This window comes from Halomonas sp. PAMB 3264 (assembly GCF_031954245.1).
Taxonomy (GTDB): domain Bacteria; phylum Pseudomonadota; class Gammaproteobacteria; order Pseudomonadales; family Halomonadaceae; genus Vreelandella.
The window spans coordinates 1779045-1804814 of the sequence record NZ_CP134866.1; the positions used below are offsets into that span (position 1 = coordinate 1779045).

Annotated in this window: 22 protein-coding genes; 6 read left to right on the forward strand and 16 right to left on the reverse strand. The window is 61.2% G+C overall.

Annotated features, from left to right (window positions below; all coding sequences use genetic code 11):
• Positions 1-192: 192 nt before the first annotated feature.
• Together nfuA and RN347_RS07955 are read left to right on the forward strand one after the other, a co-directional pair.
• Complete coding sequence (gene nfuA / locus RN347_RS07950; RefSeq protein WP_263584154.1) at positions 193-795, forward strand: Fe-S biogenesis protein NfuA; 603 nt, start codon at positions 193-195, stop codon at positions 793-795.
• A 320-nt stretch (positions 796-1115) separates the two neighbouring features.
• A complete protein-coding gene (locus tag RN347_RS07955) occupies positions 1116-2756 on the forward strand; it encodes a BCCT family transporter (protein ID WP_311960767.1) in 1641 nt (546 codons plus the stop codon).
• A 52-nt stretch (positions 2757-2808) separates the two neighbouring features.
• Here the strand turns inward: RN347_RS07955 and RN347_RS07960 are convergent, their stop codons facing one another.
• On the reverse strand, positions 2809-3882 hold the full coding sequence (locus RN347_RS07960) for a DNA-binding protein (protein ID WP_311960768.1): 1074 nt from the start codon (positions 3880-3882) through the stop codon (positions 2809-2811).
• 243 nt (positions 3883-4125) lie between these two features.
• On the opposite strand from RN347_RS07960, the gene RN347_RS07965 reads away from it, so the two are divergent.
• Both RN347_RS07965 and RN347_RS07970 read left to right on the forward strand, forming a co-directional pair.
• Positions 4126-5247, forward strand: a complete 1122-nt coding sequence (locus RN347_RS07965; RefSeq protein ID WP_311960833.1) for a tyrosine-type recombinase/integrase — start codon at positions 4126-4128, stop codon at positions 5245-5247.
• Between the two features lie 47 nt (positions 5248-5294).
• Complete coding sequence (locus tag RN347_RS07970) at positions 5295-5711, forward strand: SufE family protein (RefSeq protein WP_311960769.1); 417 nt, start codon at positions 5295-5297, stop codon at positions 5709-5711.
• On the opposite strand, the gene yidD is transcribed toward RN347_RS07970, so the two are convergent.
• From yidD to RN347_RS08045, 15 genes are all read right to left on the reverse strand, one after another.
• On the reverse strand, positions 5708-5998 hold the full coding sequence (yidD, locus tag RN347_RS07975) for a membrane protein insertion efficiency factor YidD (protein ID WP_263587318.1): 291 nt from the start codon (positions 5996-5998) through the stop codon (positions 5708-5710). The genes RN347_RS07970 and yidD overlap by 4 nt on opposite strands.
• A 55-nt stretch (positions 5999-6053) precedes the next feature.
• On the reverse strand, positions 6054-6515 hold the full coding sequence (gene hisI / locus RN347_RS07980) for a phosphoribosyl-AMP cyclohydrolase (RefSeq protein ID WP_311960770.1): 462 nt from the start codon (positions 6513-6515) through the stop codon (positions 6054-6056).
• Between the two features lie 36 nt (positions 6516-6551).
• Positions 6552-7016, reverse strand: coding sequence for a transcriptional repressor (locus tag RN347_RS07985; protein ID WP_263587317.1), 465 nt, complete (start codon positions 7014-7016; stop codon positions 6552-6554).
• A gap of 30 nt (positions 7017-7046) precedes the next feature.
• Positions 7047-8048 carry an alpha-L-glutamate ligase-like protein gene (locus RN347_RS07990; RefSeq protein WP_263584149.1) on the reverse strand — a complete coding sequence of 334 codons (1002 nt, stop codon included), beginning with the start codon at positions 8046-8048 and terminating at the stop codon, positions 7047-7049.
• Positions 8045-9568 carry an inactive transglutaminase family protein gene (locus RN347_RS07995; protein ID WP_263584148.1) on the reverse strand — a complete coding sequence of 508 codons (1524 nt, stop codon included), beginning with the start codon at positions 9566-9568 and terminating at the stop codon, positions 8045-8047. Before RN347_RS07995 ends, RN347_RS07990 begins: the two co-directional genes overlap by 4 nt.
• Before the next feature lie 63 nt (positions 9569-9631).
• A complete protein-coding gene (locus RN347_RS08000) occupies positions 9632-10465 on the reverse strand; it encodes an ATP-dependent zinc protease (RefSeq protein WP_311960771.1) in 834 nt (277 codons plus the stop codon).
• Positions 10466-10725: 260 nt separating this feature from the next.
• Positions 10726-11121, reverse strand: coding sequence for an ectoine synthase (locus RN347_RS08005; RefSeq protein WP_263584146.1), 396 nt, complete (start codon positions 11119-11121; stop codon positions 10726-10728).
• Between the two features lie 63 nt (positions 11122-11184).
• Positions 11185-12456 carry a diaminobutyrate--2-oxoglutarate transaminase gene (gene ectB, locus RN347_RS08010; protein WP_263584145.1) on the reverse strand — a complete coding sequence of 424 codons (1272 nt, stop codon included), beginning with the start codon at positions 12454-12456 and terminating at the stop codon, positions 11185-11187.
• A gap of 97 nt (positions 12457-12553) precedes the next feature.
• Positions 12554-13135 carry a diaminobutyrate acetyltransferase gene (ectA, locus tag RN347_RS08015; protein WP_311960772.1) on the reverse strand — a complete coding sequence of 194 codons (582 nt, stop codon included), beginning with the start codon at positions 13133-13135 and terminating at the stop codon, positions 12554-12556.
• A gap of 248 nt (positions 13136-13383) precedes the next feature.
• Positions 13384-14760: a glutathione-disulfide reductase gene (gene gorA / locus RN347_RS08020; protein ID WP_409365776.1), complete on the reverse strand. Its 1377-nt coding sequence runs from the start codon at positions 14758-14760 to the stop codon at positions 13384-13386.
• A gap of 196 nt (positions 14761-14956) precedes the next feature.
• Positions 14957-15577: a peptide-methionine (S)-S-oxide reductase MsrA gene (msrA, locus tag RN347_RS08025; protein WP_311960774.1), complete on the reverse strand. Its 621-nt coding sequence runs from the start codon at positions 15575-15577 to the stop codon at positions 14957-14959.
• A 9-nt stretch (positions 15578-15586) separates the two neighbouring features.
• Entirely contained in the window at positions 15587-20017 is a 4431-nt protein-coding gene (locus RN347_RS08030; protein WP_311960775.1) for a translocation/assembly module TamB domain-containing protein, read from the reverse strand.
• 9 nt (positions 20018-20026) lie between these two features.
• The gene (locus tag RN347_RS08035; RefSeq protein WP_409365777.1) at positions 20027-21877 is read right to left on the reverse strand and encodes an autotransporter assembly complex protein TamA; all 1851 of its coding nucleotides are present in this window, start codon (positions 21875-21877) and stop codon (positions 20027-20029) included.
• Positions 21878-21962: 85 nt separating this feature from the next.
• Complete coding sequence (locus RN347_RS08040) at positions 21963-22784, reverse strand: hypothetical protein (protein WP_263584140.1); 822 nt, start codon at positions 22782-22784, stop codon at positions 21963-21965.
• 9 nt (positions 22785-22793) lie between these two features.
• On the reverse strand, positions 22794-24083 hold the full coding sequence (locus RN347_RS08045; RefSeq protein WP_263584139.1) for a nucleotide sugar dehydrogenase: 1290 nt from the start codon (positions 24081-24083) through the stop codon (positions 22794-22796).
• 206 nt (positions 24084-24289) lie between these two features.
• Here RN347_RS08045 and ubiG point away from each other — a divergent pair, with 206 nt between their 5' ends.
• Together ubiG and RN347_RS08055 are read left to right on the forward strand one after the other, a co-directional pair.
• A complete protein-coding gene (ubiG, locus tag RN347_RS08050) occupies positions 24290-25033 on the forward strand; it encodes a bifunctional 2-polyprenyl-6-hydroxyphenol methylase/3-demethylubiquinol 3-O-methyltransferase UbiG (RefSeq protein WP_263584138.1) in 744 nt (247 codons plus the stop codon).
• Positions 25034-25738, forward strand: coding sequence for an HAD-IA family hydrolase (locus RN347_RS08055; RefSeq protein ID WP_311960776.1), 705 nt, complete (start codon positions 25034-25036; stop codon positions 25736-25738).
• The last annotated feature ends 32 nt before the right edge of the window (positions 25739-25770 follow it).

The following is a 25770-nucleotide window of genomic DNA, read 5'->3' on the forward strand; positions in this document are numbered from 1 at the left end:
CGGGGCAGCACTCGGGGCGTCAACTGGCCAGGCTTTCGCGCCAATATCGACGGTAAAAGGGCTGGCAAGAGCTGCAGGAACTAATAGTTTACTAAAATGGTCGGGATTGTGTCCGCAGTCGGTTTTGCATACCATAGAGGCAAATGACATGTGACGCGGCACCGCCGCTACCACAGGAGGATGAGACCGCTCATGACCACGACTATCGAAGCGCCCGGCATCGACATCACCGATAGCGCCCAGGACTATCTTGCGGAACTGCTGGAAAAGCAAAACGTGGATGGCATTGCGGTGCGTATCTTCATCACCCAGCCCGGCACCCCCTACGCGGAAACCTGCCTGGCTTACTGCCGCCCAGGCGAAGAAGAGCCTACGGACGTGCTGCTCGAGCTCGAGAAGATCAACGTCTATCTCGACAAGAACAGTCTGGCGTTTTTGGAAGAGGCGGTGGTGGATTTCAACGCCGACCGCATGGGCGGACAGCTCACCATCAAGGCGCCCAACGCCAAGATGCCCAAGGTGAATGCGGATAGCCCGCTGGAAGATCGCATCAACTACGTGCTCTACAGCGAGATCAACCCGGGTCTTGCCGCTCACGGTGGCGAAATCAAACTGATTGAGCTGACCGACAAGAAGGTGGCGGTTCTCGCCTTCGGCGGCGGCTGCCAAGGCTGCGCGGCGGTGGATTTGACATTGAAAGACGGCGTCGAGAAAACCCTGATCGAGCGCATTCCGGAACTCGCCGGTATCCGCGACGTGACCGACCACTCGGATACGACCAACGCTTACTACTGATACGTGTCTGTAAATGGTCGGCTGAGGTTGTAGGCGTTTTTACTGCCTTATCGAGCACGCTAGACAGTGAAAAGCGCCCCGCCATTGCGGGGCGCTTTTTTTAGCGCTTGGGTCACCGGTATCGATCACGCTGCTCCGGTCGACAGCGGGATTTTAACCGACAGTCAACGCTTGGCTGCGTCAGAAAATTGATAAAACGGCGCCCGGTAGTATGGTTGAGTAGAGACGTGCGACTTGGGTTTCGCTCTCTTGAGCCCAATCACTAATAACTCTTAACTCTACCAACACGTTCGGGAGACAGGATCATTAAAACGTCGTCGATGTTATCCAACATTCACAAGCCGATCTTTTTCGGCTCGCTAGGGCTTTTGCTGCTGGTAACGCTACCCTTGATTCTCTTTCCAGAAGTGGGGCGTGTGTGGGTCATGGCGGCGCAGGCGTTCGTGTCGCGTAATTTTGGCATGCTCTACTTGGGAATGGGGCTCGCGTCACTAGGCTTCATGATCTATATCGTGTTCAGCGACATCGGCCAGATCAAGCTCGGCGATATCGATGCCGAGCCGGAGTTTTCGCTGCTCTCCTGGGGGGCGATGCTGTTTGCCGCCGGGATCGGCGGGGCGGTGGTGTTCTGGGGCATGGTGGAGTGGATGTACTACCTTCAGTCGCCGCCGTTTCATCTCGAGCCGTTTTCCGAGGAGGCGACCGCTTGGGCGGCCACTTATGGCATGTTCCACTGGGGGCCGATCGCCTGGTCGATCTATCTCGTACCGGCGCTTCCCATGGCGTACTTTCTTCATGTGCGCAAGAACAAGGTGCTGCGCATCAGCGAAGCGATTCGCCCGGTACTGGGAGAGAAACTCGCGCGAAGCTGGCTGGGCAACGTCATCAATATTCTGTTCATCTTCGGTATGCTGGGCGGCGGCGCGACTTCATTGGGCATTCTGGTACCACTGATCAATGAAGGACTGGGCAACCTTTTCAATTTCACGCCCAATGCCTTTAGTCAGATTCTGGTGCTGATAGGTACCACGGCGCTCTTTGCCGCCAGCGCCTGGCGCGGTCTCAAGGGCGGTATCGAGCTTCTGTCCGACATCAACATGTGGCTGGGTCTTGGTGTGCTGCTGTTCGTTCTGGTGGCCGGCCCCACGGTGTTCATTCTGGAGACCGGGCTCAACTCGATCGGCCTGATGCTGAGCAATCTGGTGCGCATGGCGACCTGGACCGAACCCTTCGGCGCGCTTGGCGGTTTCGAGGAGACAGGCTTCTCACGTAGCTGGACGATTTTCTACTGGGCCTGGTGGCTGGTGTTCGCACCTACGGTCGGGCTTTTCATCGCGCGTATTTCCAAGGGGCGCCGGATCAAGACCATGGTCGCGGGATCGATCTTTTTCGGGTCGCTGGGCTGTGCGCTATTTTTCATCATTCTGGGTAACTACGGGCTCTACCTGCAGTTGAGCGGCACCCTGGACGTCATTCAGATCATGAACGACCGCTCCGCCAACGCGGCGTTCTACGCGGTGCTCGGCGAATTGCCGCTGACCTGGCTGGTCACGGCGGCGGTCGTGATACTGCTGTCGATCTTTACCGCAACCACCTTCGACTCCATTGCCTACATTCTCTCGTCCGCGGCGGAGAAGAACCTGGAGGAGGAACCGGGGAAATTCCACCGCCTGTTCTGGGCGTTCACGCTGTCGTTTCTGCCCATGTCGCTGCTGTTTTTGGGCGGGCTCGAGACGCTGCAAACCGCCAGTATCGTTAGCGGCGTACCGCTTCTGTTGATCGCGGTGCTGTTGATGATGTCGATGGTGCGCGCGGCAAAGTACGATCTGCGCTACCAGCCGGACTATTCGGATCCTGAGATCAATATCGAGGAGTTTCCCGAGAACGATCCCTGGAGCGAGGAAGGCAGCTGGGAGCTGCCCGATGAAGCCGAGGACGAGGCGCCAAAACCGCAAACCTGAGCGTCTGGTTTTAATCGGCTCGCCTCACATGGGCTCTACGAAGGCCACTCCGTCAGCGGGGTGGCTTTTTCGTTTCTTCTTTTTGGCGCGCTGCTTCAAGGGTTTGAGGCAACTCCTTGAGCTGGCGATGAAGCGCCTCGACCTGCTCATTGAGCGTCTGCTGCCAGGCGTTAGCCTCGCTCGCTTGCGAGCGCGTTGTTATCAGACGCTGTTCGGTCTCTTCGCGTTCTCGCGCCAGCGTCGCGTTTTGCTCCTTGAGGCGCTGATTCTCCTGCTCGAGGCGCGCCAGGCGCTCCTGGGCGCTTTGCTCGTCGCGACTTTTTTGCTGTAGCGCCTGCTTTTCGCTTGCCAGCGACTCTTCCAGAGCGCCCAGTTTTTGCTCCATTTGACTCACACGCTTTTGGTGCGCCTTGTCCTGCTGGGCGCGCTCCTGTCTGAGCGTATCCAGTAGCGCCATGAGCTTGCCTTCCGAGGCCTCGTTGCGCTCCTCTTCCTGACTCAGCCGCTGCTCCCAGCTGCTTTGAAGCGCCTGACGCTCCTTTTGGCCGCTCTCTTCCAGCGCGTGATAGCGCTTCTCCAGCGCCTCGAAGGCGCGATGAGAGCGTTCGGTTTGCTGTTCGGCGCGGGTGGCCTGCTCGACGAGCTGACTCTGGGTCGATTCGAGCGTGGCCAGATCACGGCTCAACGCTTCGAGTCTCGCTTCGGTGTGACGCAAATGCTCTGTCAGTGCTTTCTCGCGCTGCTCGGCGTCAAGAGCGTTCTGGTCGGCCTGCTCGGCGGCTTCGCGCGCCTCGAGCACCTGGCGATTGGCATCCTCCCGATAATGGGCCAGCGCTTCGTTGGCGACCTCCTGAGCCTGCGCCCAAAGCGAGCTGGCCGCGTTGGCCACCACTTCCGGCACGCCTCTGGGCGGCGGCACGTCGCGATTTTGCTCGCGCTCACTGCGCCACTGACGAAAGTGCTCACTGATGGTCGTGAAACTGCCGGTGCCCAGCACCTCGCGAATACGCTGAACGCTGGGAGTGTCTCCCTGACTCAACAGCGTATCGATCGCCTGTTGAACGTCCCCGTACTGAATACCGCTACGCGCCATGATGTCGATTCCAATGACTGATAAAGACACCATTTTGCGACAGCTTTTCGATTTAAACAATAATTACGTAAAACGTAATATGTAATTTTATTTATGATACTGTCAATAAATTCAAGATTACACGTATTATCTTGAGTTTTTGTAGCTGTGGCAGCAGAATTTGGCGTGAGGCGTGAGGCGTGAGGCATGAGGCGTGAGGCGTGAGGCATGAGGCATGAGGTATTAAAGAGGTAAAGCGTAGTGAGTAACGAGGTTTACACCCTTCAAGATAATGATATTTCGAGGGTTTTTGACGTCGTCGGTAGGGCAGAAGGCGTTGCCCATATTACGGCTTCAAGCGACGCCGAGGCGGTCGGACTATGGCTAGCCGAGTACCGCGAGAGCCCGCAAACCTTCAAGGCGTATCGGCGCGAGGCGGAGCGGCTGCTGCTGTGGCTCTCAAGCACACGGCGGCGTTTGGGCGAACTCGATCGGGAAGGGCTGCGTGAATTCGAGGCGTTTCTCGAAGACCCGCAGCCGGCCTCGCGCTGGGTGGGGGGTGGGGCGTCGCGCTCGAGCCCCGCCTGGCGGCCGTTTCGTGCGGGGCTGTCGCCGGCGAGCCGGCGTCAAAGTCTGGTGATACTTCAAGGGCTTTACGGCTGGCTGGTCGAGGCCGGGTGGGTCGCGCACAACCCGTTTCGGCTGATGCGCGACAAGTCGCGTCGGCTCAATAACCAAACACTTGGCGTCGAGCGTTACCTGGAGTACGAGCTTTGGCAATGGCTTTGGGGCTGGCTGAATGGAGATACGGAGGAGGGCGCGAGTACCCGTCAGCGCTATGAGCGGGCGCGGTGCCGGTTCATTTTCAGTTTTGCCTATCTGCTGGCCCCGCGTATTAGTGAGATGGCCAGCGCCCGTATGGAGGATTTCGTTTTCAGGGAAGGGCGCTGGTGGTGGGTGGTGACCGGCAAGGGGCAGAAAACCGCACGCATTCCGCTGCCCGAGGATATGCTGGGCGCACTGGCCGAGTGGCGCTTGGCGCTGGGGCTCTCATCGCTTCCTGCGTTTGACGAGGCAACGCCGCTTCTGCGCGCGCTCGACGGTGTTCGCGGTATCAGCGACAACCAGCTCTACCGGCTGATCAAAAAAACCTTCGCCCAGGCCGCCGAGGCGCTGGAGGCGGAGCAGGGCGCGCCGGGCCACATCGAGGCCCTACGCCACGCGACACCCCACTGGCTGCGCCATACGTCGATTACTCACCAGGCGCAGTCGGGTATCGAACTCAGGTACCTGGCCCAAAGCGCGCGCCATGCGCGTCTTGAAACCACCAGCCGCTATCTGCATACCGAGGCCGAGCAGTGGCACACCGAACAGCAGCGCCATCGTCTGGGCGCTTCACCCACAAAACGGCGCGATTGAGCGTTATAATGACGGCCAAATTTGCCTAATGCCTTCAAGGAGAAACCATGAGCACGCCAGGCCCCGAGCTTGCCCAGCAGGAACTGATCGAAGAGTTCGAGATGTTCGACAACTGGATGGATCGCTACCAGTACATCATCGATATGGGCAAGCAGCTGCCCGACTTTCCCGCCGAGTGGCAAACCGAGGAGTACAAGATTCAGGGGTGTCAGTCCAACGTCTGGATGAACCACGAGCAAGACGGCGACAAGCTGGTATTCAAGGCGACCTCAGACGCGGCCATCGTTTCCGGCCTTATTGGCGTGCTGCTGCGCATCTACAGCGAACGCACCCCGGCCGAGATTACCGCCACCCAGCCGCACTTTTTGCAGGATCTGGGCCTCGACAAGCACCTTTCGCCGACGCGCAGCAACGGCCTGCACGCCATGCTCGAGCGCATCTATCAGGTCGCGCAAAGCGCCTAATCGGATCGATCGTTGCAGCAGTGTGTGTTGCCGGTTTTGGATTTATCGCACTCGATTTCGTCGTCGCGGCAAAGCGCTTCGCTGCGCCCGCCGGGCACCGGGTCCATGCCGCCGGGGTGGCCCGGATGGCATTTGACGAGTCGTTTCAAGGCCATCCAGCCGCCCTTAAGCGGGCCGTGTACCTGGATGGCCTCGATCGTGTAGGAGGAGCAGCTCGGCCAGAAGCGACAGCGCGGGCCGAGCAGGGGGCTCAGGATGAGCTGGTAGAGCCGAACCAGCGCGATCATCAGGGCGCCAGGGGTTTTGATGACCCCTTTCTTGACCGCCCGCCAGGCGTTCACGTTAGCGCTTGGCGTAGAGCGTGGCCGGGTCGATGAGGGGCGCGCTGGTGATGGCGGCTTTTTCGTGGTCGACGGCGATATAAAAGCAGCTGCGCCGGCCGGTGTGGCACGCCGGACCGGTTTGGTCTACCTGCAAAAGCACGGTATCGGCGTCGCAGTCGAACGCGGCGGACACCAGCGCCTGCTGCTGGCCGGAGCTTTCGCCCTTGCGCCAGAGTTTGCCGCGCGAGCGGGAGTAGTAGCAGACCCGGCGGGTCGAGAGGGTCTCCTCGAGCGCCTCGCGGTTCATCCAGGCCATCATCAGTACTTCGCCGCTGTCATGCTGCTGAGCGATGGCGGGTATCAGGCCGTCGCTATTGAACCTGGCCGCGTCCAGCAGCGTTTGGGTCGGCGGCAGCGTCTCATCGCATCCGGCGGATTCGAGCGCCTTGAAAAGCGAGGCGTGCGGGTCGAAACGGGACATAACGGATACTCGTTTGAAGGGTCGCTAAGAAAAAAGTCAGTCGGCGGCGGCGTTTGCCTGGCCGCTTTCCCGGCAGGTAGCGCAGTAGCCCTGTAATTCGATGGTCTGACGTTCGACGTTGAAGCCTTTTTCTCGCGCAAGACCCACCAGCTCGTCGCTGATGGCATCCAGGTGCAGCTCTTCGACGTGACCGCAAAGGCGGCAAATCAACAGCTGAAAACCGTGGGTGTGCTCGGGGCAGGCGCAGGCGATGTAGGCGTTTTGAGACTCGATGCGATGAACGAAGCCTTCGGTGATCAAAAACTCGAGCGCGCGGTACACCGTCGGCGGACGCGCGGCGGCGTGTTCGCTGGAGAGCTGGTCGAGCAGGTCGTAGGCTTTCAGCCCACCGCCGCTGTCGGCGATCATTTCGAGCACGCGCTTGCGAATCGGGGTGAAGCGCACGCCGCGATTGATGCATTGCGATTCGGCTTGCTGCAGTAACGTATTGGTTTTCATCATCAGCGACCGGGTCAACATGGTGAGCCTAGTTTACGCGCTCGCCGTCTCTGTGTCAGGGGCGCTGACGAGCTCACTTTGGCGCGCGAAGTGATGCTGGGCAAACGCCACGCGCTCCTTGGCGCTGACGCCCTCGGGCTGGCGTTCGATCAGATCGAGGCGTCGGCGAAGTCCTTCGCCGTTGGTCATCTGAATGGCAAGCCCGGGCCGGGCGTTGAGCTCCAGCAACATGGGGCCGTGTACCCGGTCGAGCACCATGTCGGTGCCCAGATAGCCAAGGCCGGTCATTTCATAACAGCCGGCGGCCAAATTCAGGAGCGTGTCCCACTGTGGCACGACCAGGCTCGCCAGGTCGTGGCCGGTATCCGGGTGGCTGTAGCAGGGGCGGTCGAACTGAACGCCTCTGAGCGCCGCGCCGGTGGCGATGTTGAGCCCCACGCCCACTGCACCCTGGTGCAGGTTGGCCTTGCCATCGGAGGCGGCGGTGGACAGGCGCATCATGGCCATCACCGGGTAGCCCTTGAAAACGATGACGCGAATGTCCGGCACGCCTTCGTAGGTGTAAGCCATCAGGCTTTCATCGAAGTTGATCAGTGTTTCGATCACCGCGACGTCCGGCGAGCCACCAAGCGAATAGAGCCCGGAAAGAATGTTCGATACGTGACGCTCGAGGTCGACCAGGGTCAAATGCGCGCCGCTGGGTTTGATGAAGACGTTGTCATCGTCGACGTTTTCGATGACCAGAATCCCCTTGCCGCCACTGCCCTTGGCGGGCTTGATCACAAACCCCTTGTGCCCGGTGAGCATGGCGCCGATATGCTTGACGCCGAACTGGGTGCTCACCGTACCGATCAGTGCGGGCGTGGTGATGTCATAGCGCTGGGCCAGCAGCTTGGTCTTGAGCTTGTCATCCACCAGCGGGTAGAGCTTGCGCGAGTTGTAGCGGCCGATGTAGCGAATGTTGCGCCGGTTCATGCCGATGATGCCCTTGTCTCTTAGCCTGGAAGGCCAGGTCCAGTCCTTGAACCAGCTCATGAGGGCTTCTCGTCATCAATAATCGGCTTGAAGCGGCGCAGTTCGAGCAGGCGATAACCGGTGTAGTTACCCAGCATCAAAATGAACGCCATCAAAATCAACTGCACGCCGAGGAAGTTGAAGGTGATGTGGCGAATCCAGGGGTTGTTCATGGCCAGATACGCGAGCACCGCGGTCACCAGACTGCCACCGCCCTGGATCAGCACCTGCTTCGGGCCTTCTTCCTCCCAAAGAATCGACATACGCTCGATGGTCCAGGCCAGAATGATCATCGGGAAGAAGGTGACGGTGAGCCCCGCCGAGAGGCCCATGCGATAGGCGAGCACGGTGAAGGCGGCGATGATCGCGATGACCGTGATGATGACCGCCGACACCCTCGCCACCAGCAGCAAATTCAAGTGCGACAGGTAGTTTCGGATCACCAGGCCCACCGCGACGATGAGCAGAAAGCCGATCAGGCCGGTTAAAAGCGTGGTTTGAATGAACGCCAGCGCGATCAGAACCGGCATGAAAGTACCCGAGGTTTTCACCCCGATGAAAACGCGCAAAAGCACCACCACCAGCGCCCCGATGGGGATCAGCAAAATGGTCTGGAACAGCGCCTGCTCCTCCAGCGGTAGGCTGTGAATCGAGAAGTTCAAGAGCGTGCTGTCCGAGCGGTGGTTACGCACCGCCGCCGACGCCGGTTGGTTGTGGGTCAGCATCGAGAAGCTGACCTGGGAATTGGTGCCGCCCTGAACCTCGAGTACCGCGCGGCCGCCGGTTTCCCATAGCAGCAGATTATCCGGGCGGCCACGCTCACCGGTCCTTGGATTGAACACTGTCCACTGCTCGCCGGTTTCGTCGAACACCTGAATCCAGCTGGTCAGCGACTGGCGCCGGCGCGCGTCCTCGAGCATGAGGCCGCTGATTTCCCGCGCCTGAACACCGGCCTGGTTCAATAGCCGTACGATCAGCGCCGTCGGCGTCTCCTGGCTCAACAGCAGCCGCGCGTTCTCGGCCTGACGTTCGCCGTTGAGATCGAGGATCAACTCGCGGGCAAACGTGGCGTTATCGGCGCTTCGCGCCCAGGCCCGCTCGATGATCTGCTCGGCGGCGCTATCGTAGGGCGCCCCCCAGGGCGTCGGCGTCGATAGCCCGGGCGGCGTCTGGATAGGCGCGCGCGCTTCGGGCGATACCAGCATTTGCACCGAGTAGTAAAGCTGCTGGCTACCGGCGGCATTGCGGATGGTCCACTGCGCCTGGCGGCCCAGCTCGTCGGCGCTATAGGCGAGGCCATAGCCCGATGAGGCCGTGTTTTCGGTCAATACACGATAGCCCGCCTGATGCGACGGCAGCGCCAAATCGACCTGAACCGGGCCATCCTGGGCGTTGAACGTGATCACCGCCTCGATCTCCCACACCTGGCGCTGCTCGCCGGGGGTCCAGGGAATTTCGAACTGAACGTGACGATGAATACTGGCCGCGATACCCACGACCAGCAAAAAGCCCACGATTAAATAAAACGCCAAGCGTGACATGAAGGTTGATTCCTTGCGGCATTAAACGACAGGGGAGAGCGGTGGCTCGAGGAGGTAGAGCGGCTACTCTTCTGTATCGTCCTGATCTTCAGAGACTTCATCGTCAGCGGCCTGGTCGGCAGGTTCGCCGCCGGGGAATTCGGGCCGATCGTGAACGTAGGTTTGGGCGACGTCGATGGTGGCAATATCCATCATGAAGCGCCGTCCCAGCAGCACCGGGAAATCCAGGTGGGTACGGTCGTTGAGCGTGAATTCGACGTTTTCGCGAATGGGCCCTAACGTCATCAACAGCGAAATGACCGGGCGCGACTCTTCGCCGGAGGCCTGCACGATGCGCACGCGACGCTGGATCGGCGCTTCGATCCATTCGTCTTTAACGCGCTCGACCGCCACGTCTTCGTCGTTGAGCGCGAGCTTGAAGCGTACCCAGTCTTCGCCGTCACGCTCGAAGCGCGTGATATCGGACGCCGACAGCGACGATGTCGAGGCCCCGGAGTCGATACGCGCCTTGAGGTAGGTACCGATCGCTGGAAAGCCGACCCATTCGCTGCGCCCGAGCACCGTTTTGGCGTTGTGTACCGGCTGAGCTTCGCACTCTTCACGCACGATGAGGGGTTCGCCGCCGCGCGCCTCGATAGTCGCCACGTCCTTTTGCAAGACACGCAGTAGGTTGCCCACTTCGTGCATGTTGGATCTGAGCGTTTCGTACTGGCTCGTTTGGCGCGACTCCAGCGCTTGGGTGTCACACTGCTCTAAAAGCGTGGACTCGAGCTTTGTGATGCGCGCGTTGAACGCGGCATCATCAAGCGGCGGGGGCTCTTGAGGCGCTGGCGGTTGAGCAGCGCAGGCTACCAGTAGCGGCATGCCTGCCATCATCCAGGTCAGTTTCGTGCGCATAGATCGGAAGTCCCTTACCAAACAAGAGCTGGGATAATATGAAGAAGTGCGTCCGGTTGTCCAATGATGTTAAGGGTTTTACTCAATGACTGCCATATGATTTAACATAATATATATTATGCGAACCAATAGAAGCCGGTCTGATGTGTAGAGATCTGCTTGCCCATGCACGGTTAAAACGTCACAGGAACCCGGCCATAAAAAAGACAGCCCGCTTGGGCTGTCTTCGAGATACTACATCATGGTGTCACGAGCGACGCTTACTCTTCCGGCGGCGCGTAGGAGCCGTCTTCGCGGTGTACTTCCTTGCCGGTCAGCGCCGGCGTGAAGACACACGCCACGGTCATGCCCTGTTCCTTGCCACGCAGCAGGTGCTCGTCGTGCTGGTCGAGCATATAGATGTCGCCGGCCTTGATCGGCCAGATTTTACCATCGGCGATGGTTTCCACTTCACCTTCGCCTTCGTAGCAGAACACGGCTTCGTAGTGGTTCTTGTAGTGAATGTGGGTTTCGGTGCCCGGAAAGATCCGGGTGATGTGAAACGAGAAACCGGCCTTGTCGCTGGCCAGCACCAGACGCGTGCTGTCCCAGTTACCGTTCTCAGCGGTTACCAGGCGGTCGGTCTTGCGGGCTTCTTCCAGGTTGCGAACGATCATCGGTGTGCTCCTTGAAAGGCGGCCGTCGATGGCCGCCGAAACGATGGCTTGGCGTTGGATCCGTTATTGGCCGCTGATCACGGCGTCGACACATTTTTCCAGAATATCGAGGCCTTCGATCAGGTCTTCATCGCTGATGGTCAGCGGGCACAGGCACTTGACGACTTCGCCGGCCTGACCGCTGGTTTCGATGATCAAACCGTGCTCGAACGCCTTACCGGTGATCGCATCGGCGATATCGCCATCGACCACGTCAATACCGCGCATCAGGCCACGGCCACGCTCGGTGGCGGGCATGCCGTTATCCGACAGGCGCTTGGCCAGCGTTTTGAAGCGCTCCTCGACGATATGGCCCTTGCGTTGAACATCGCGCTCGAAGGTATCGTTGGACCAGTATTTTTTCAGTGCGGCGGTCGCGGTGATCATGGCCAGGTTGAAGCCGCGGAACGTGCCGTTGTATTGGCCCGGTTTCCACTGGTCGAGCTCCGGGCGCATCAACACATGAGCAAACGGCAGGCCGAAACCGGACAGCGACTTGGAGTTGGTGACCATATCCGGTTTGATGCCGGCGTGCTCGAAGCTAAAGAACTTGCCAGTACGCCCGCAGCCCGCCTGAATATCATCGACGATCAATAGCAGATCGTGGTCGTGACAGATACCTTCCAGACGCTTCAACCATTCGAGGCTCGCCACGTTGATACCGCCCTCGCCTTGCACGGTTTCGACGATGACCGCCGCGGGAATATCGAGCCCGCCGGACTTGTCCGCCAACAGCTTCTCAAAGTAGTCAAGGGTATCGGTGTGCTCGCCCATGTAGCCGTCATAAGGCAAGAAGCTTGCGCCCTGGGTCGGGATGCCGCCGGTGGCCTCGCGGAACTTGCGGTTACCGGTAGTCGCCAGCGCCCCCATGGTGACACCGTGAAAGCCGTTGGTGAAGGTGACGATGTTGTGGCGCCCTTTGGCCACCCGCGCCAGGCGAATGGCGGCTTCGACGGCGTTGGTACCGGTCGGCCCCGGCAGGTGCACCTTGTAGTCGAGCCCACGCGGCTTGAAGATCAGCTCGTTGAGCGTATCGAAGTAGTCACGCTTGGCCGCCGTCCACATGTCCAGCCCATGTACTACGCCGTCCGAGGCGAGGTAATCGATCATCGCTTCTTTCAGGTGCGCATTATTGTGGCCGTAGTTCAACGTGCCAGCGCCGGCGAGGAAATCGATGTATTCGCGGCCGTTTTCATCGGTCAAACGGGCGTTTTTAGCCTTGGTGAATACTACGGGAAACGAACGCGAATAGGTGCGTACGTTGGATTCCATCCGTTCAAACGTTTGGGTCTGCATCATGACCTCCCTTTCAAAAAATTTCCTGTCTCAAGCGCTTAAAAAACCTTGAGACGGTTCGATGAATTTTCAAGGTGTCGCGCGGCGCTCGACCTGGCTAGACGATGTGATCGGTTTGAAAAGGTCCGATGCGCACGAGGTTTTCCGGGTCGTGCTCACCGCCGAGCTGTTCGGTGGAGAAATATTCGCGGCTGTTGAGCGGTGCCTGCCAGCGCGCCGCCAAGCGGCGGAAAAGCCCCCAGGACGCGAGATTGTCCGGTGTGATAGTGGTTTCCATGTGGTGTACGGCGCTGAGCTCGTCACGCGACATGATGGCCTCGATCAGCCTGCGCGCTAACCCGGTACCGCGCGCTTTCTCTCCTACCGCGACCTGCCACAGAAAAAACGTGTCCGGTGCGTTGTCCTTTACATAGCCGGAAACGAAGCCGACGATCTCGCCCTCTTCATTGGTCGCCACGGCGCAAGTATCGCGAAACTGGGTAGCGAGCAGCAGATAGGCGTAGGCAGAGTTGACGTCCAGCGGGGGGCACGCCTTGACCAGCTCGAAGATACCCCAGCCGTCGTCGGCATTGGGCTTGCGGATATAGAGCGGCGTCTGTTCATTACCGACCACGGCGTCAGCGACGGTCGGCCGCGCCAGGTCGAACGATGGGGTAAAAGGCGTTGAAGGCATGCTCATGGTGATACTTCGCCGTTGCGAATTCCAGCAGGATCATAACAGCTGATGACGTATAACTCAAAGCTCATATTATCCTTGGCTCCCTTTTCAATAATTTTTAATTATATGTGACGGGCAATGCTGTACGGTATATCGATCCTCTCTGTGACCGTTAAAAGCTTAGTCCAACTTCGATGAAGTGGTAAAAAAAAGCGGGCTTTCGCCCGCTTGTCATGAATCGCCCCGGTTACACCACGTCAGCATGCGGGTCAGGTACGCGAGGGTTCGCGCATGGTGACGAGTTCCTCGGAGCCGGTCGGGTGAACGCCCAGAGTGCGGTCGAAATCGGCCTTGGTGAGCCCGGCGCGTACGGCAATGCCGACGTTTTGAATCAGCTCGCCCGCCTCTTCACCCACGATATGCGCGCCGACCACAACGTCGCTTTCATCATCCACCACCAGCTTCATCAGCATTCGCTCGCTGCTTCCGGAAAGCGTGTGCTTCATGGGTTTGAAGTCGGTACGGTAAACACGAATGTTGGCGAAGCGCTCCCGGGCAGCCTCTTCGGTCAGGCCAACGGTGCCGATGTTGGGCTGGCAAAATACCGCGGTGGGAACGCGCTCGTAGTCCAGCGGCTCCGGTGTAGTCTCGCCAAAGTGATGCTCGACGATCTGCATCGCCTCGGCGATCGCCGCCGGCGTAAGCTCCGGACTATCGATCAGATCACCCAGGGCCAGAATCGAGGGCACGCTGGTCTCGAAGCGCTCGTTGACCGGAATCTTGCCGCTGTCGTCGAGCTCGATGCCCAGCGCCTCGATCCCCAGCCCGCTGACGTTGGCACGCCGCCCGGTGGCCACCAGCACGGTATCGACGGTGAGCGTATCGCCATTGGTGAGCGTCACGTTCAGGCCATCGTCGCCGCGCTCGATGCGCTCGATGTTGGTGTCAAAGTGCAGATTGACGCCCTTTTTCTTCATTTCGTCGCGGGTAAAGGCGCGCACCTCGTCATCGAAGCCGCGCAGGAAAAGCTCGCGGCGATAAATCAGATGCGTTTCGCTGCCCAGGCCGTTGAAGATACTGGCGAACTCGACGGCAATATAGCCCCCGCCCAGTACCAGAAAGCGCTGGGGAAAGGTGTCGAGATCGAATACCTCATTGGAGGTGACGGCCAGGTCGCTGCCCGGAAAGTCGGGTACCCAGGGCCAGCCGCCGGTGGCGAGCAGAATTTTGGCCGCGCTCACCTCGCTTTCGCCCTTGGCAGAGCTCATTGACACGGTATGGGCATCCTTGAGCGTCGCCCGGGCGTTATAGAGCGTGACGCCGGCGTTTTCCAGCAGGCGCTGATAGATGCCGTTTAGCCGCTTGATCTCGCCGGACTTGTTGTCTCTGAGCGTCGGCCAGTCGAAGGTCGGCGTATCCGGCAGATGCCAGCCGTAGCCTGCGGCGTCGTCGAAGCTGTCGCGAAAGTGAGAGGCGTAGGCGTAGAGCTTTTTCGGCACACAGCCCACGTTGACACAGGTGCCGCCCAGGTAGCGGTCTTCGGCAATGGCCACCCGTGCGCCTCGAGCCGCTGCGGTACGCGCGGCGCGCACGCCGCCGGAGCCGGCTCCAATGACCAGCAGATCGTAATCAAATTCAGCCTGCATCGACATAAGTACTCCTTGCAGTTCGACGTCGTTCAATCGAAGAGCCGTCTCATCGAACAGCTGTCGTAGTGAACCGTCGTCTTCTTTAACGTAAGCCGCTCGCTCGAGAGGCTCGAGCGAGCGGAAAAGGCCAACAGGTTGGAAAACGCAGATGACCGGCTAGACCGCCGACGGGGTCTGCGTGAATCAATAAAGCTTAACCAATCGCACAGGTCACGCCAGTGCCCTTCAAACCGCAGTAGCCGCCGGGATTCTTGTCCAGGTACTGCTGATGGTAGCCCTCGGCATAGTAGAACCTGTCCAGCGGATAGATGTCGGTGGTGATGCGCCCCTTGCCCTGCTCATCGAGCGCCTTCTGATACGCATCACGGCTCTGCTCGGCCTGCTCGCGCTGGGCGTCGGTCGTGGTGAAAATCGCCGAGCGGTACTGGCTACCGATATCGTTGCCCTGCCGGTTGCCCTGGGTCGGGTCGTGCTCCTCCCAGAAGGTGCGCAAAAGCGTGGCCAGCGAGACCTGGTCGGGATCATAGACCACTCGCACCACCTCGGTATGGCCGGTGCGCCCGGTGCAGGTTTCGTCATAGGTCGGGTTGGGGGTTTCGCCGCCGGCGTAGCCTGCGGCGGTCACGTGTACCCCGGGGATTTGCCAGAAGAGACGCTCGACGCCCCAAAAGCAGCCCATGCCGAGGACGATCTCCTCGAAGCCGTCAGGGATCGGCCCCTTCAGGGCGTTGCCGTTGACGGTATGGGTCTCGCTTGTTTCGATCGGCGTATCACGGCCTGGCAGTGATCCCGATGTTCTGGAAAAAAGTGTCATGGCCACCTCTTATTGCCGTGGGAGTATCGGTGGAAGTATCGTCGGTGAGCCCGGACGCGAGAAGGTGTAGATCAAGTCGACCGCCTGACTCGTGCCGGTAACCACCTGGACGTAGAAATTACGCCAAAGCGTATAGCGTAAGGTTAGTTCAGCGATGGGCGAAAAGATTCCCACACCGTAGCTAATTCGCAAATCGTCGGTAAGCTGACCGCTGAGTGCGACCTGGCTTTCGTCACCGGCGCCGGTGGTATCCAGAGTCAAGTCGTTGATGCCGAAAGCCTCCCCAATCGAGCCGACCGCCCCGCCGGTGCGCCCGAGCGACATACCGATCAGCGCCGTGGTCAAGGCGCTGTCGACACCGCCGGAGGAATCCGGGGCGCGCCCGCGAAGTACATAAGAAAGCGCGCTGTTCTCCGGCATCGCCGGCTCCGAGAAGATCGCTACGTTCGGTTCTTCGGCGGTGCCGGTGACCCTGAGGCCCGCGATCACGTCGTCCTGAGTCACTTCCGGGTTTCGGATCGCCTCGAAATTGAGCACGGGAAGCCCGGGCGGGCCGCTGAACAGCAGCTGGCCGCGACGAATGAGCAGATCCTGACCGAAGGCCTGGAAACGCCCGTCTACCAGGTTTACCTCGCCAAAGAGTTGCAGCACCCCGCTGTCTTGGCGCACCTCCAGACTGCCCGCCAGGTTCGATTCCAGCCCATAGGCGGAGAGCTCCATGTCGTCGCCCAGGTTCAGCGTGATCAGCATGTCGATCTCCATACCGCCGGCGGCGAGTTCATCCGCCGCGCTCGGGCCTTCGCCGTTGGCGGTGCGCAGCCGTGCGATGCGCTCGGCCTCGCGGTCGTCGCGCTCGGTGATGATGATCTCGTCGCCGCTTGGGGTAATCGCCGAGGCCGGCAGGCTGCCGATTTCCAGCCGCGCCCAGGGAATATCGACGTTGCCGCGAATCTGGAGTCGCTCCGGGTTGACGCGGATACGAATGTTTGGCGCCGCTTCGAGGCGCCCGAACTGGGGCAGCACGACCAAAAGCGGCTCCTGAACCGCGTTCAGGTCGACGCCTGCCCGCCACTGCTCGTTCTCCGGCCAGTAGGCGTCACCGGAGATGTTGAGCCGGCCGCGCTCGGCGGCGATGAAGCCGTCGATGCTGCCCTGGCCGCCGTCGAAGCGCAGCGCAAGCTCGCCGTCCTGAACGTCGATCGGAATGTCCGGGCCGCGGGCACGCACGCCGCGAAGGGCCAGCGTGCCCTGCAAATCCGGCTGGGCGGTCGTGCCGCCAATCGAAACGGTGCCGTTGAGCGCGCCCTGCAGCTCATCGAGCTGTGCGACCAGCGGCAGGTACGGTTCGAGCACGATATTGCTGGCGCGCAGCTCGCCGTTGAGCCCGCCCCGGCCGATCGGGTCGCTCACGCTCAGATCCAGCGCCAAACGCCCCGCCTCGGACAGCGACAGTACCACGCTGGCGTTGGCGTTGGCCTGGTTGGCATCGATCCGGGCATCCAGATTGATGACCGGTAAGCGCACCGGCTGGCCGTAGCCGTCGACCGCGGTGATCGCCAGTTCGCTCAAAAGCTCGACGTCGGCCTGCCAGCGCGCACCGCCCTGGCTCCAGGAGAGCGCCAGATCCGCGGTGGTGTCGCCGTCCAGACGCCACTCTTCGGGCAAAAACGGCTCGAGCGCTTCCATCGGCACTTCGCGCACGGTTAGAAGCGCCCGGCCCTGTTCGGCCGAAGCGTTGACCGTTTCTGTCGAGCACACGAGCCCGCCTTCGAGCCGGCGCAGGCAGAACGGCGACAGCCGCGCCTGGCCATTGGCCAGGTTGTAGCGCAAATCCAGCGGGCTCTCCAGGCGAATATCGCCGGCGTCAGAGTCGATCTCAAGCGGCGTAACGTTGGCCTGATAGAGCTGGTTGGCCTGATCGAAACGTCCGCGCAGCGCAAGCTCGGCGCGCTGCAAGGCGCTGGTATCATCGCCCTGCACATCAAGCGACAGCGTGTGCTGGGAAAGCAGGCCCTCGAGGGTCAGCTCCAGGCGTTGCAGCGTCTGGCCACCGGCCACGACCCGGTCGAGCAGCAGGTCGATGTCCAGGCGCGGGTCATCGATGCCGCTGATATCGGCGTTGAGCGAAAGCCGCTCGACGGCATTGTCGGCAAAGCGCAGGTCGCTGCCTTCAAGGGCGGCGTTGATTTGCGGCTGCTCGATGCTGCCGCGCGCCTGAACATTGCCGGCCAGACGCCCGGCAAGCTGCGGATGAATCGTTTGCAGCTGATTGAGCGCGATGTCGGCGTCGATCGACAGCGCCTGCTGGCTCGCCCGGCCCTGGGCGGTCAGGCGGTTGTTGCCCTGGGTGAAGACCAGGCTCTCGATGTCGGCCTCGAGATCCGAGTTGGCGCGCAGAGACGCCGCCAGCGTGAGCGGGTAATCGCGAAGCTCGCCCTCGATATCGAGCGTAGGGAGATCGATCAGCCAGCGCTCGCCCTGCTGAAGCACGCCCAGTTCGATATCGCCGTTGAGCGAGCCGTCGAGCTCGGCCACGAAGTGGGACGGATCAAACTCGTCGAGGCGAATCGTCGTGTCCAGCGTAATGGCGTTGGCCCAGTTCACGCGCCCCTGGCTTGCCAGGCGGCTCTCGTCGATTTGAAGCGCAAGCGTCGACCAGCCAAAGCTGCCCGTATCGCCGCTACCCTCCAGGTTCAGCGATAGAAGCGGCACGTCCGGGCCTTCGGCCTCGACGTCGAGGGCCAGGGTGTAGGCATTGATATCGCCGCTGGCGCGCAGATCCAGATTCTGCACCACCCAGGGGGTGACGTCGGCGCTCTCGGAAGTGATCAGCGGCCACTGTAGTCGGTCGCTTTGAAGCCGCGCAGTGAAGGGATAGTTCGGGTCCTCGATATCGGCGCGCGCCTCGAGTCGGGTGTTCTCCACGCCGTCGGCATCCAGCGTTACCGTGAATTCTTCGAGACTTCCACTGGCGTGCAGATCCAGGTTCTGCACCACGAAGGGCTCGGCGGCGGTGTCGGCGTCTTCCGGCACGTTGAGCGGCCACTGGAAGCGCTCGCTTTGCAAACGCACATCGAAGGGGTAGCTCGGATCATCGAGATCCACCTGCCCGTCGAGGCGCGTGTCATCGATGCCCTCGGCATCGACGGTCACCGCGAAGGCTTCCAGATTGCCGCTGGCGCGAAGGTCGAGATCCTCGACTCGGATGGGCTCGGCGTCACTGCCCTCCACCGGTGTGAGCGGCCACTGCAGCTCGTCGGTTTGCAGGCGCACGTCGAACGCGAACAGTGGGTCGAGTACGTCGACGCTGGCATCGAGCACGACGTTGACCAGCCCCTCGGTATCGAGCTCGCCTTCAAGTTCGGCAAGCGAGCCGGACAGTGCAAGCGACACCGTGTTGCCGGAAAGCTCGGGAAAGCGCTCCGGCAGGTAGAGCGTGGTGGCCAGGTTCAGATCGAGCGGATACTCCTCGGCCAGGCGGATCGTGCCGTCGAGATTCACCTCGGCGTCCGGAGTAAGCACGTAGAAGGTATCGATCGCGATGTCGTGCTCGACCGCCGAGCCCACCAGGGTTAGCCGCTCGACGCTGTAATCGACCGCGCCTTCCAGGGCGAAGTCGTTGATGGCGAGCTCTTCGACGATGACGTCGATCGGCAGCATGATGTCGGGAAGCTGGGTACGGCCCTGTTCCGTGACCAGCACCCCGCTGTCCTCCTGCTCGGCGGGCTCGGGCGCCGGCGGCGTATGCACGGCAATGGCGCCGTCGATTCCGGTGGCGTCCAGCGGCGTCTCGAGCCCCTGAGTCAAACGCACGCCCGGCGACGGCGGAAGGTAAACTCGGGGCTGGTCAAGCTCCGTGGGGGCCAGGCGTACGCTCTGGCCCTCGGCGATCGCGGCGCTGGTAAGCGAATCGACGGTGATGCGCGTGCCGTCACCGAGCGTGACCGCGGTATCGTTCAACACCAGTTCACGAAGCTCGATGGGAAACGGCAGCGTGATGCGAAGCGGCGGCTGATTGTCCGGCGGCGGCTCCGGCTCGTTCTGGCTCGCGCCCAGGCGAATGTCGGCGCCTTCGGCGCGCAGCGTGTCGATACAGAGCCTACCGGAAAGCAGGCAGTCGTCGGCCCAGCGAAGCTCGAGATCGTCGATCGCCACCTGCACGCCCGCGACGTTCATGCGAAAGCCCTGTAGCGTGAACTCGTCGAGCAGACCGCCGGACTGCGCCTCAACACTGACGTAGCCGCGTTTCTCGACCTGGGAGAAGAGCTGCGCCGTCCCCCAGGGCGACAGTGCCGCGCCCAGTACCAGTGCGACCAGGCCAAACAGCCATAGCGGCACGAGGATCACCAGGCGAATCACACTCCAAACGGCCAGTCGGGTACGCGCGCCGGAGGAGAGCCGCTTTTTCGTTCGCGGCTTTTTCTTTGCAACGTCTGCCAAAATGCGCTCCTAGAACTCGGGGCCGATAGAGAAGTGAATGCGGAAGTCGTTGTCTTCATCATCAAAAGGATGGGCGACGTCGAAGCGAATGGGGCCGACCGGCGAGATCCAGCGCACGCCAAGTCCGGCGCCGGTTTTAAGATCGTCGGCGCTCCAATCGTCGAAGGCGTTGCCGTTGTCGACGAAGGCCGCGCCCCACCAGTCGCCGGTGACCCGGCGCTGATACTCGAGCGTCGAGGTCAACATCTGCTGGCCGCCACGCAAAAGCCCATCGTCGTCGCGAGGCGACAGGCTCTCGAAGGAGTAGCCGCGCACGCTTTGATCGCCGCCGGTGAAAAAGCGCAGCGACGGCGGAATCTTGTCGAAATCGTCAGTTTCGATGGCGCCGACGCCCAAGCGCGCCAAAAAGCGGTTGCTGTCGCCCAGGGTGCGAATCCACTCGGTATCGCCGGTCACGCGCAAAAACGTGGCGTCCGAGCCCCATAACGTATCGGAATACTCCAGCGACAGCTGCTGGCGGTCACCCCAGAGCGGAAAGCGCGTGGGCCGCGTGCGTGTGCGCGACCACTGAATGCCGGGATAGTAGAGCCACACTTCATCCGAAAGATTACCCTGGGTGAAATCCTCGTAGGTGGTGCGCACGTAAAGGGTTTGCACCCAGCGGTTGTCGAACTCCCAGCGCCGCGCGAACTCTACCGTGCCCTCGAGCGACTCGGTGTCGTTGTCTTCACGCTTACGAATACCGTACTGCAGTCGGTAGTTGTCGCGAATCGGGTCTTCGAGCGGAATGTTGTAAACCCCGGTGAAGCGCTGGTCCGGCCCCGAGATATAAAGGTCGTGGTTCAGGCTGTGACCGAGGCTATTGATCCAGGGTTGCTGCCAGCCAAAACGAAGCCTGGGGCCAACGTCGGTGGCGTAGCCGATACCGGTTTCGAACTGATGACGGTCGGCGGGCTCGACGGTGACATCGATCGGCAGACGGTAGTCGTTGGGCTGGCCCACGCTCAACGCACTTGCAAAGGCGGCGCTCGAGAGCCTTGGGCGCTTTGGCTGGGAGGCAGTGGCGGAGTCGTACCAGGCCGCCCCACCGCCGGTCGGCGTAATGACGAGCTCCTGAGCGGTTTGCAGGCGCGGGCGAACGGTCACCGAACGAAACCAGCGGGTCTCGCCCAGGCGCTGGTTGTAAAGCGCGATCGACTCGGCAAGATAAGGGTCGCCGGGCTCAAAATCCTGCATCTGTTTGAGCCGCTCCGGCTGGATATGGCTTCCCACGATGCGCGTTTGACCAAACCGGTAGCGCGGGCCGCTATCGAAATCCATGTAGAGGCGCGCGCTTTCCTGATAAGGGCGCACTTCCATGCGCCGGTCAGTAAAGCCCCAGTCGAAGTAGCCGCGCTCGATGGCAAGCCCGGAAAACTCGGAGCCGAGCTGATCCCAGGGCTCGTGTTCGAGCACATCGCCCTCTTTGAGCGGGAAGTCGTCCAGCGCCTGTTGAAACGGCGGGTCGTCCTGAGCATCGCCTTCGATGTTGATCGAAAGCGTTTCGATGCGCACCTGGGGGCCGGGCTCGATACTTACTCGAACGGGTTCGGCGAGGGTCACCTCGACCTCTGGCTCGTAGTAGCCGAATACGCGCATCGCTTCCTGAGTGCGTTGGCGAATTTCGCCTTCCAGGCGCAGGTCGGTGTAGCGCTCTTCGTCGATATTTTGCAGGTAGGCGTCGATGTTCTCTTCGACCGGGCCCGACACGCCGCTGACGGTGGCTTCCAGCGCCCAAAGCGGCGGGCTTATCATCAATAAAGGGGCTGCCAGGTAGAACGCTACGGGCATCGCCGTAAATCGCTGACGGTATCGTTGCATGGTGTCCTTCTTTTACCTGATCAGACGGGCGACAGGCGAAGGCCGGGCGATACCCTTCGCCCCGGCGTTTTCACCCTTTTTTGAATTATCGCAGCATTTCCATTTGAGCACTAAACGCTAATTGCGCCTGACGCACCTGACGAACATCGCTCTCAAGTGCCCTGATACGCTCATTGAGCGAGGCGGTAGCGCGCTCGAGCGCCTGCTGGTCGATACCCGTTTCAGCGTTTTGGGACGCCTCGGCGAGTTCATCCAAACGTTCATCGAGATCATTGCGAAGCTCGATCAGTTGGTTGTCGAGGGTCACGCGCTCGCGGCCTAGCCGCTCTTCCAACGCGGCGACCCGCTCGGCGGTGTTCTGGTCTAAAGAGGCCACCTCTTCGAGCAGGTTTTGGCGCCCGGCGGTGCCCGCCTGCTCGAGCGCGCTCACCGAACTGCGTACGGCTTTGAGCTGGCGCTCGTTGAGCTCGGCCGCCTCGCGCTGCGCCGTTAGCGTTTCGCGAAGCTCGTCGATCGCCTCGAGCGACACCGTGTCCTCGCCATCGGTCAAAAGCCCGTAAAGCTCTTCACGGGTATTGGTCAGGCGCACGGCGAGTTGTTCCTGTTCCTGAAAAAGCGTGGTCATCTGGGCCTGCATGTAGCTGACCGAGTCGACCACGTCGGTGTCGCTGGAGTCCAGCCGTGCGTGCAGATTGGAGACTTCACCACTTACCCGGCGAACCTCGTCCAGAAGGCGCTCGCGCTCGTACCAAAGGCCCGCGGCCAGCGCCGCCAGCAGCGCGATGACCAGCAGTAGTACGAGCCACAGCGGCCAAAGGCGCGGACCTCGACGATGGCGCAGATGCTGGGCGCCCAGGCTCTGGTCCACGTCGGGCACGATACGCTGGGACGGGGTGGCGTCAGACATTAAAGTTCCTCAATGAGTCGTTGGGTCGGCGCGTCGGCCGATGCCTCGGTAGCGCAGCCCGCAGCTGGCAACGAAGGCCGGATCGAAAATATTGCGTCCATCCAATATCAATTTAGCATTTAAAAGCTCGGTCAGACGGTGCCAGTCCGGGTTCCAGTAGTTTTTCCACTCGGTGACCAGCATCAGCGCATCCGCGCCTTCGCAGGCCTGGTAAGGATCGTCGGTATAAAGCGTCAGATCCTCGCGCTCACCGAGCAGCGCGGCAAGCGCCGGGGTGGCGGCGGGGTCGTGAAGCTGCACCTTCACGCCTTGAGCCCAGAGCGCTTCCAGCAGTGTGAGCACCGGCGCATGGTCGATGCGTGCGGTGCCGGGTTTGAACGCCGCCCCCCAGATCGCCACGGTCTTACCGGCCAGGTCGCCGTCGAAAAACGTCCAGAGCTTTCTAAAGAGCGTCTCTTTTTTCTGCTCGTTGATATCCATGACCTGCTCGAGCAGCGCGGAGTAACGCCCGCTTTGCGACTGCACGTCGGCCAGGCGCATCAAATCCCGTGAGAAGTTGGGCCCGCCGAAGCCACACCCCGGGTAGAGATACTCAAAGCCAATACGCGTGTCAGCCCCCATCCCTTGGCGCACGTGCTCGACGTCCACGCCCAGGGTGTCAGCGAGCCCGGCGATTTCGTTCATGTAGCTGATACGGGTTGCCAGCATGCCGTTGATGGCGAGCTTGGTCAGTTCCGCGGCGCGCCTTGGCATCAGTTGAAACACATCGCGGCGGCGATTGAAAGCGCGCAACAGCTCGCGAGCGATTTGTTCGCCCTGGGCATCGTCACAGCCTAAAAGCCAGCGGGTCGGGCGCGTGAACGACTCCCAGGCCCGCCCCTCCTCGAGGGTATCCGGCAGCGCAACGCTACTGTGCTGTTCACCCATCAGAGCATTGAGGCGCTCGGTATCGCCAACGGGGAACGTGGAGTTATTGATGAGTACCGCGCGATGCTCGCGAAGGAGCGGTGCGCTCACGAGTGTCTCCGCTGACCGGCGCTGTTCCGGCGAAAGAGCCAGCCACACCACGTCCATCGGCGCTGCCTCGTCGAGGGAGGTCACGATGCGAAGCGTCTGCTGTTCGAAGGCCTGACCGATATGGGCCATGAGTTCGGGCTCACGGCGCAGCCAGTCGAGGGTGGAAATCACCTCCCAGGGGGCGTCCTCGTGCAAAAGCCAGTCGATGCGATGACCCACGAAAGCCAGCGCCGCCGCCGCCGTGGCGGCACTGAGTTCGCTGCCGTAAAGAAGTACGCGCATCAACCATGCTCCTTGCGCAATTGCCGGATAAACAGGGCCTTTTGGGTCATGTCGACGTCCTTTTCATGCGCTTCGCGCCTGGAGTGGTTAGAATGCAATAATACAAAACCGGGGGGTGGATGCCACCTTGTAGCTTAATGTAACCAATTTTTTTGGTAAACGGGCGCCGGTAACGTCTCGCGTTGACAGGATAAGGGAGTAAACCCATGCAAGCGACCCCAGAGGATAGCACCGCCAATCGCTATCAAGGTAACGTCGATCAGGCGGAAGTGGCGAAATTTGAAGCACTTGCCAGCCAGTGGTGGGATGAGACAGGAGAGTTCAAGCCGCTTCATGAGATCAATCCGCTACGCCTTGATTTCATCGACGCCCGCGCCGGGCTTGCGGGCAAGAAAGTGCTCGACGTGGGCTGTGGCGGCGGAATTTTGAGTGAGTCGATGGCGCGCCGCGGCGCCGAGGTGATTGGCATCGACCTGGGCGAGGCCCCGCTGGGCGTGGCACGGGTGCACGCCGAGCATCAAAACGTCGAGCTTACGTATCGCAACGTCAGCGTCGAAACCCTGGCCGACGAGTCGCCGGGAGCGTTCGACGTCGTCACCTGCATGGAGATGCTCGAGCACGTGCCGGACCCGGCCTCGGTCATTCGCGCGTGCTGCACGCTGGTACGCCCCGGTGGCTATGTCTTCTTCTCGACGATCAACCGCACGCCGAAATCCTACGCCTTCGCCATCGTCGGCGCCGAGTACGTGCTGAACCTCTTGCCCCGCGGTACCCACGACTACGCCAAATTCATTCGGCCATCAGAAATGGCGAGCTGGGCACGCAAGGCGGGGCTCGAGGTGCGCGAGCAGACCGGGCTGACCTACAACCCTTTCACTCGGCGCTACAAGCTGGTGGCCAACGACGTCTCGGTCAACTACATGATGTACTGCCGCCGGGTGGGCCACTGAATGGCTCTCGCTTCCACCAATCACGTGACCAACTTGGCCAGCGCCGAGCTTCCCGCGCCCAGGGCCATTTTGTTCGATCTGGATGGCACGCTGGTCGATACCGCGCCGGATCTGGCCAATGCCACCAACGCACTGCGCCGCTTTCACGGCCAGCCGCCCCTGCCCTTCGAGCAGATTCGCCGGGAAGTCTCCAACGGCGGCAGCGCCCTGGTGACGCTGGCGATTGGCCTTACGTCGGACGCCGAGGGCCATGCAGAGGCGCGCCAGTATCTACTGGATGCCTACGAGCAGGCCGTCGCCACCCATAGCCAGGTGTTCAAACCGCTGGACACCTGGCTTGCCGGCTGGCAAGGCGAACAAAAGCCCTGGGGGATCGTCACCAACAAGCCTCGCCGCTACACGCTGCCGCTGTTGGAGGCGCTGGCGCTTTCGCCTGGCGCGCTTCTGTGCGCCGACGATCTGAGCGTGAAAAAGCCGGAACCCGAGCCGCTCTGGGAGGCGGCGCGGCGCCTCTCGATCGACCCGGCGCACTGTTGGTACATCGGTGATCATCGGCGAGACATCGAAGCGGCGAAGGCGGCGGGCATGACCGCCATTGCGGTGGGCTACGGCTATATCAGCGAGCAGGATGACTACCGCCGCTGGCCCGCCGATATCTGGTTTGACACCTGCGAGGCGCTGGTCGAGCGGCTGGCCACGTTTTAACGCCTCGGCCGCCGCTCGTCCGGGTTAGCCCA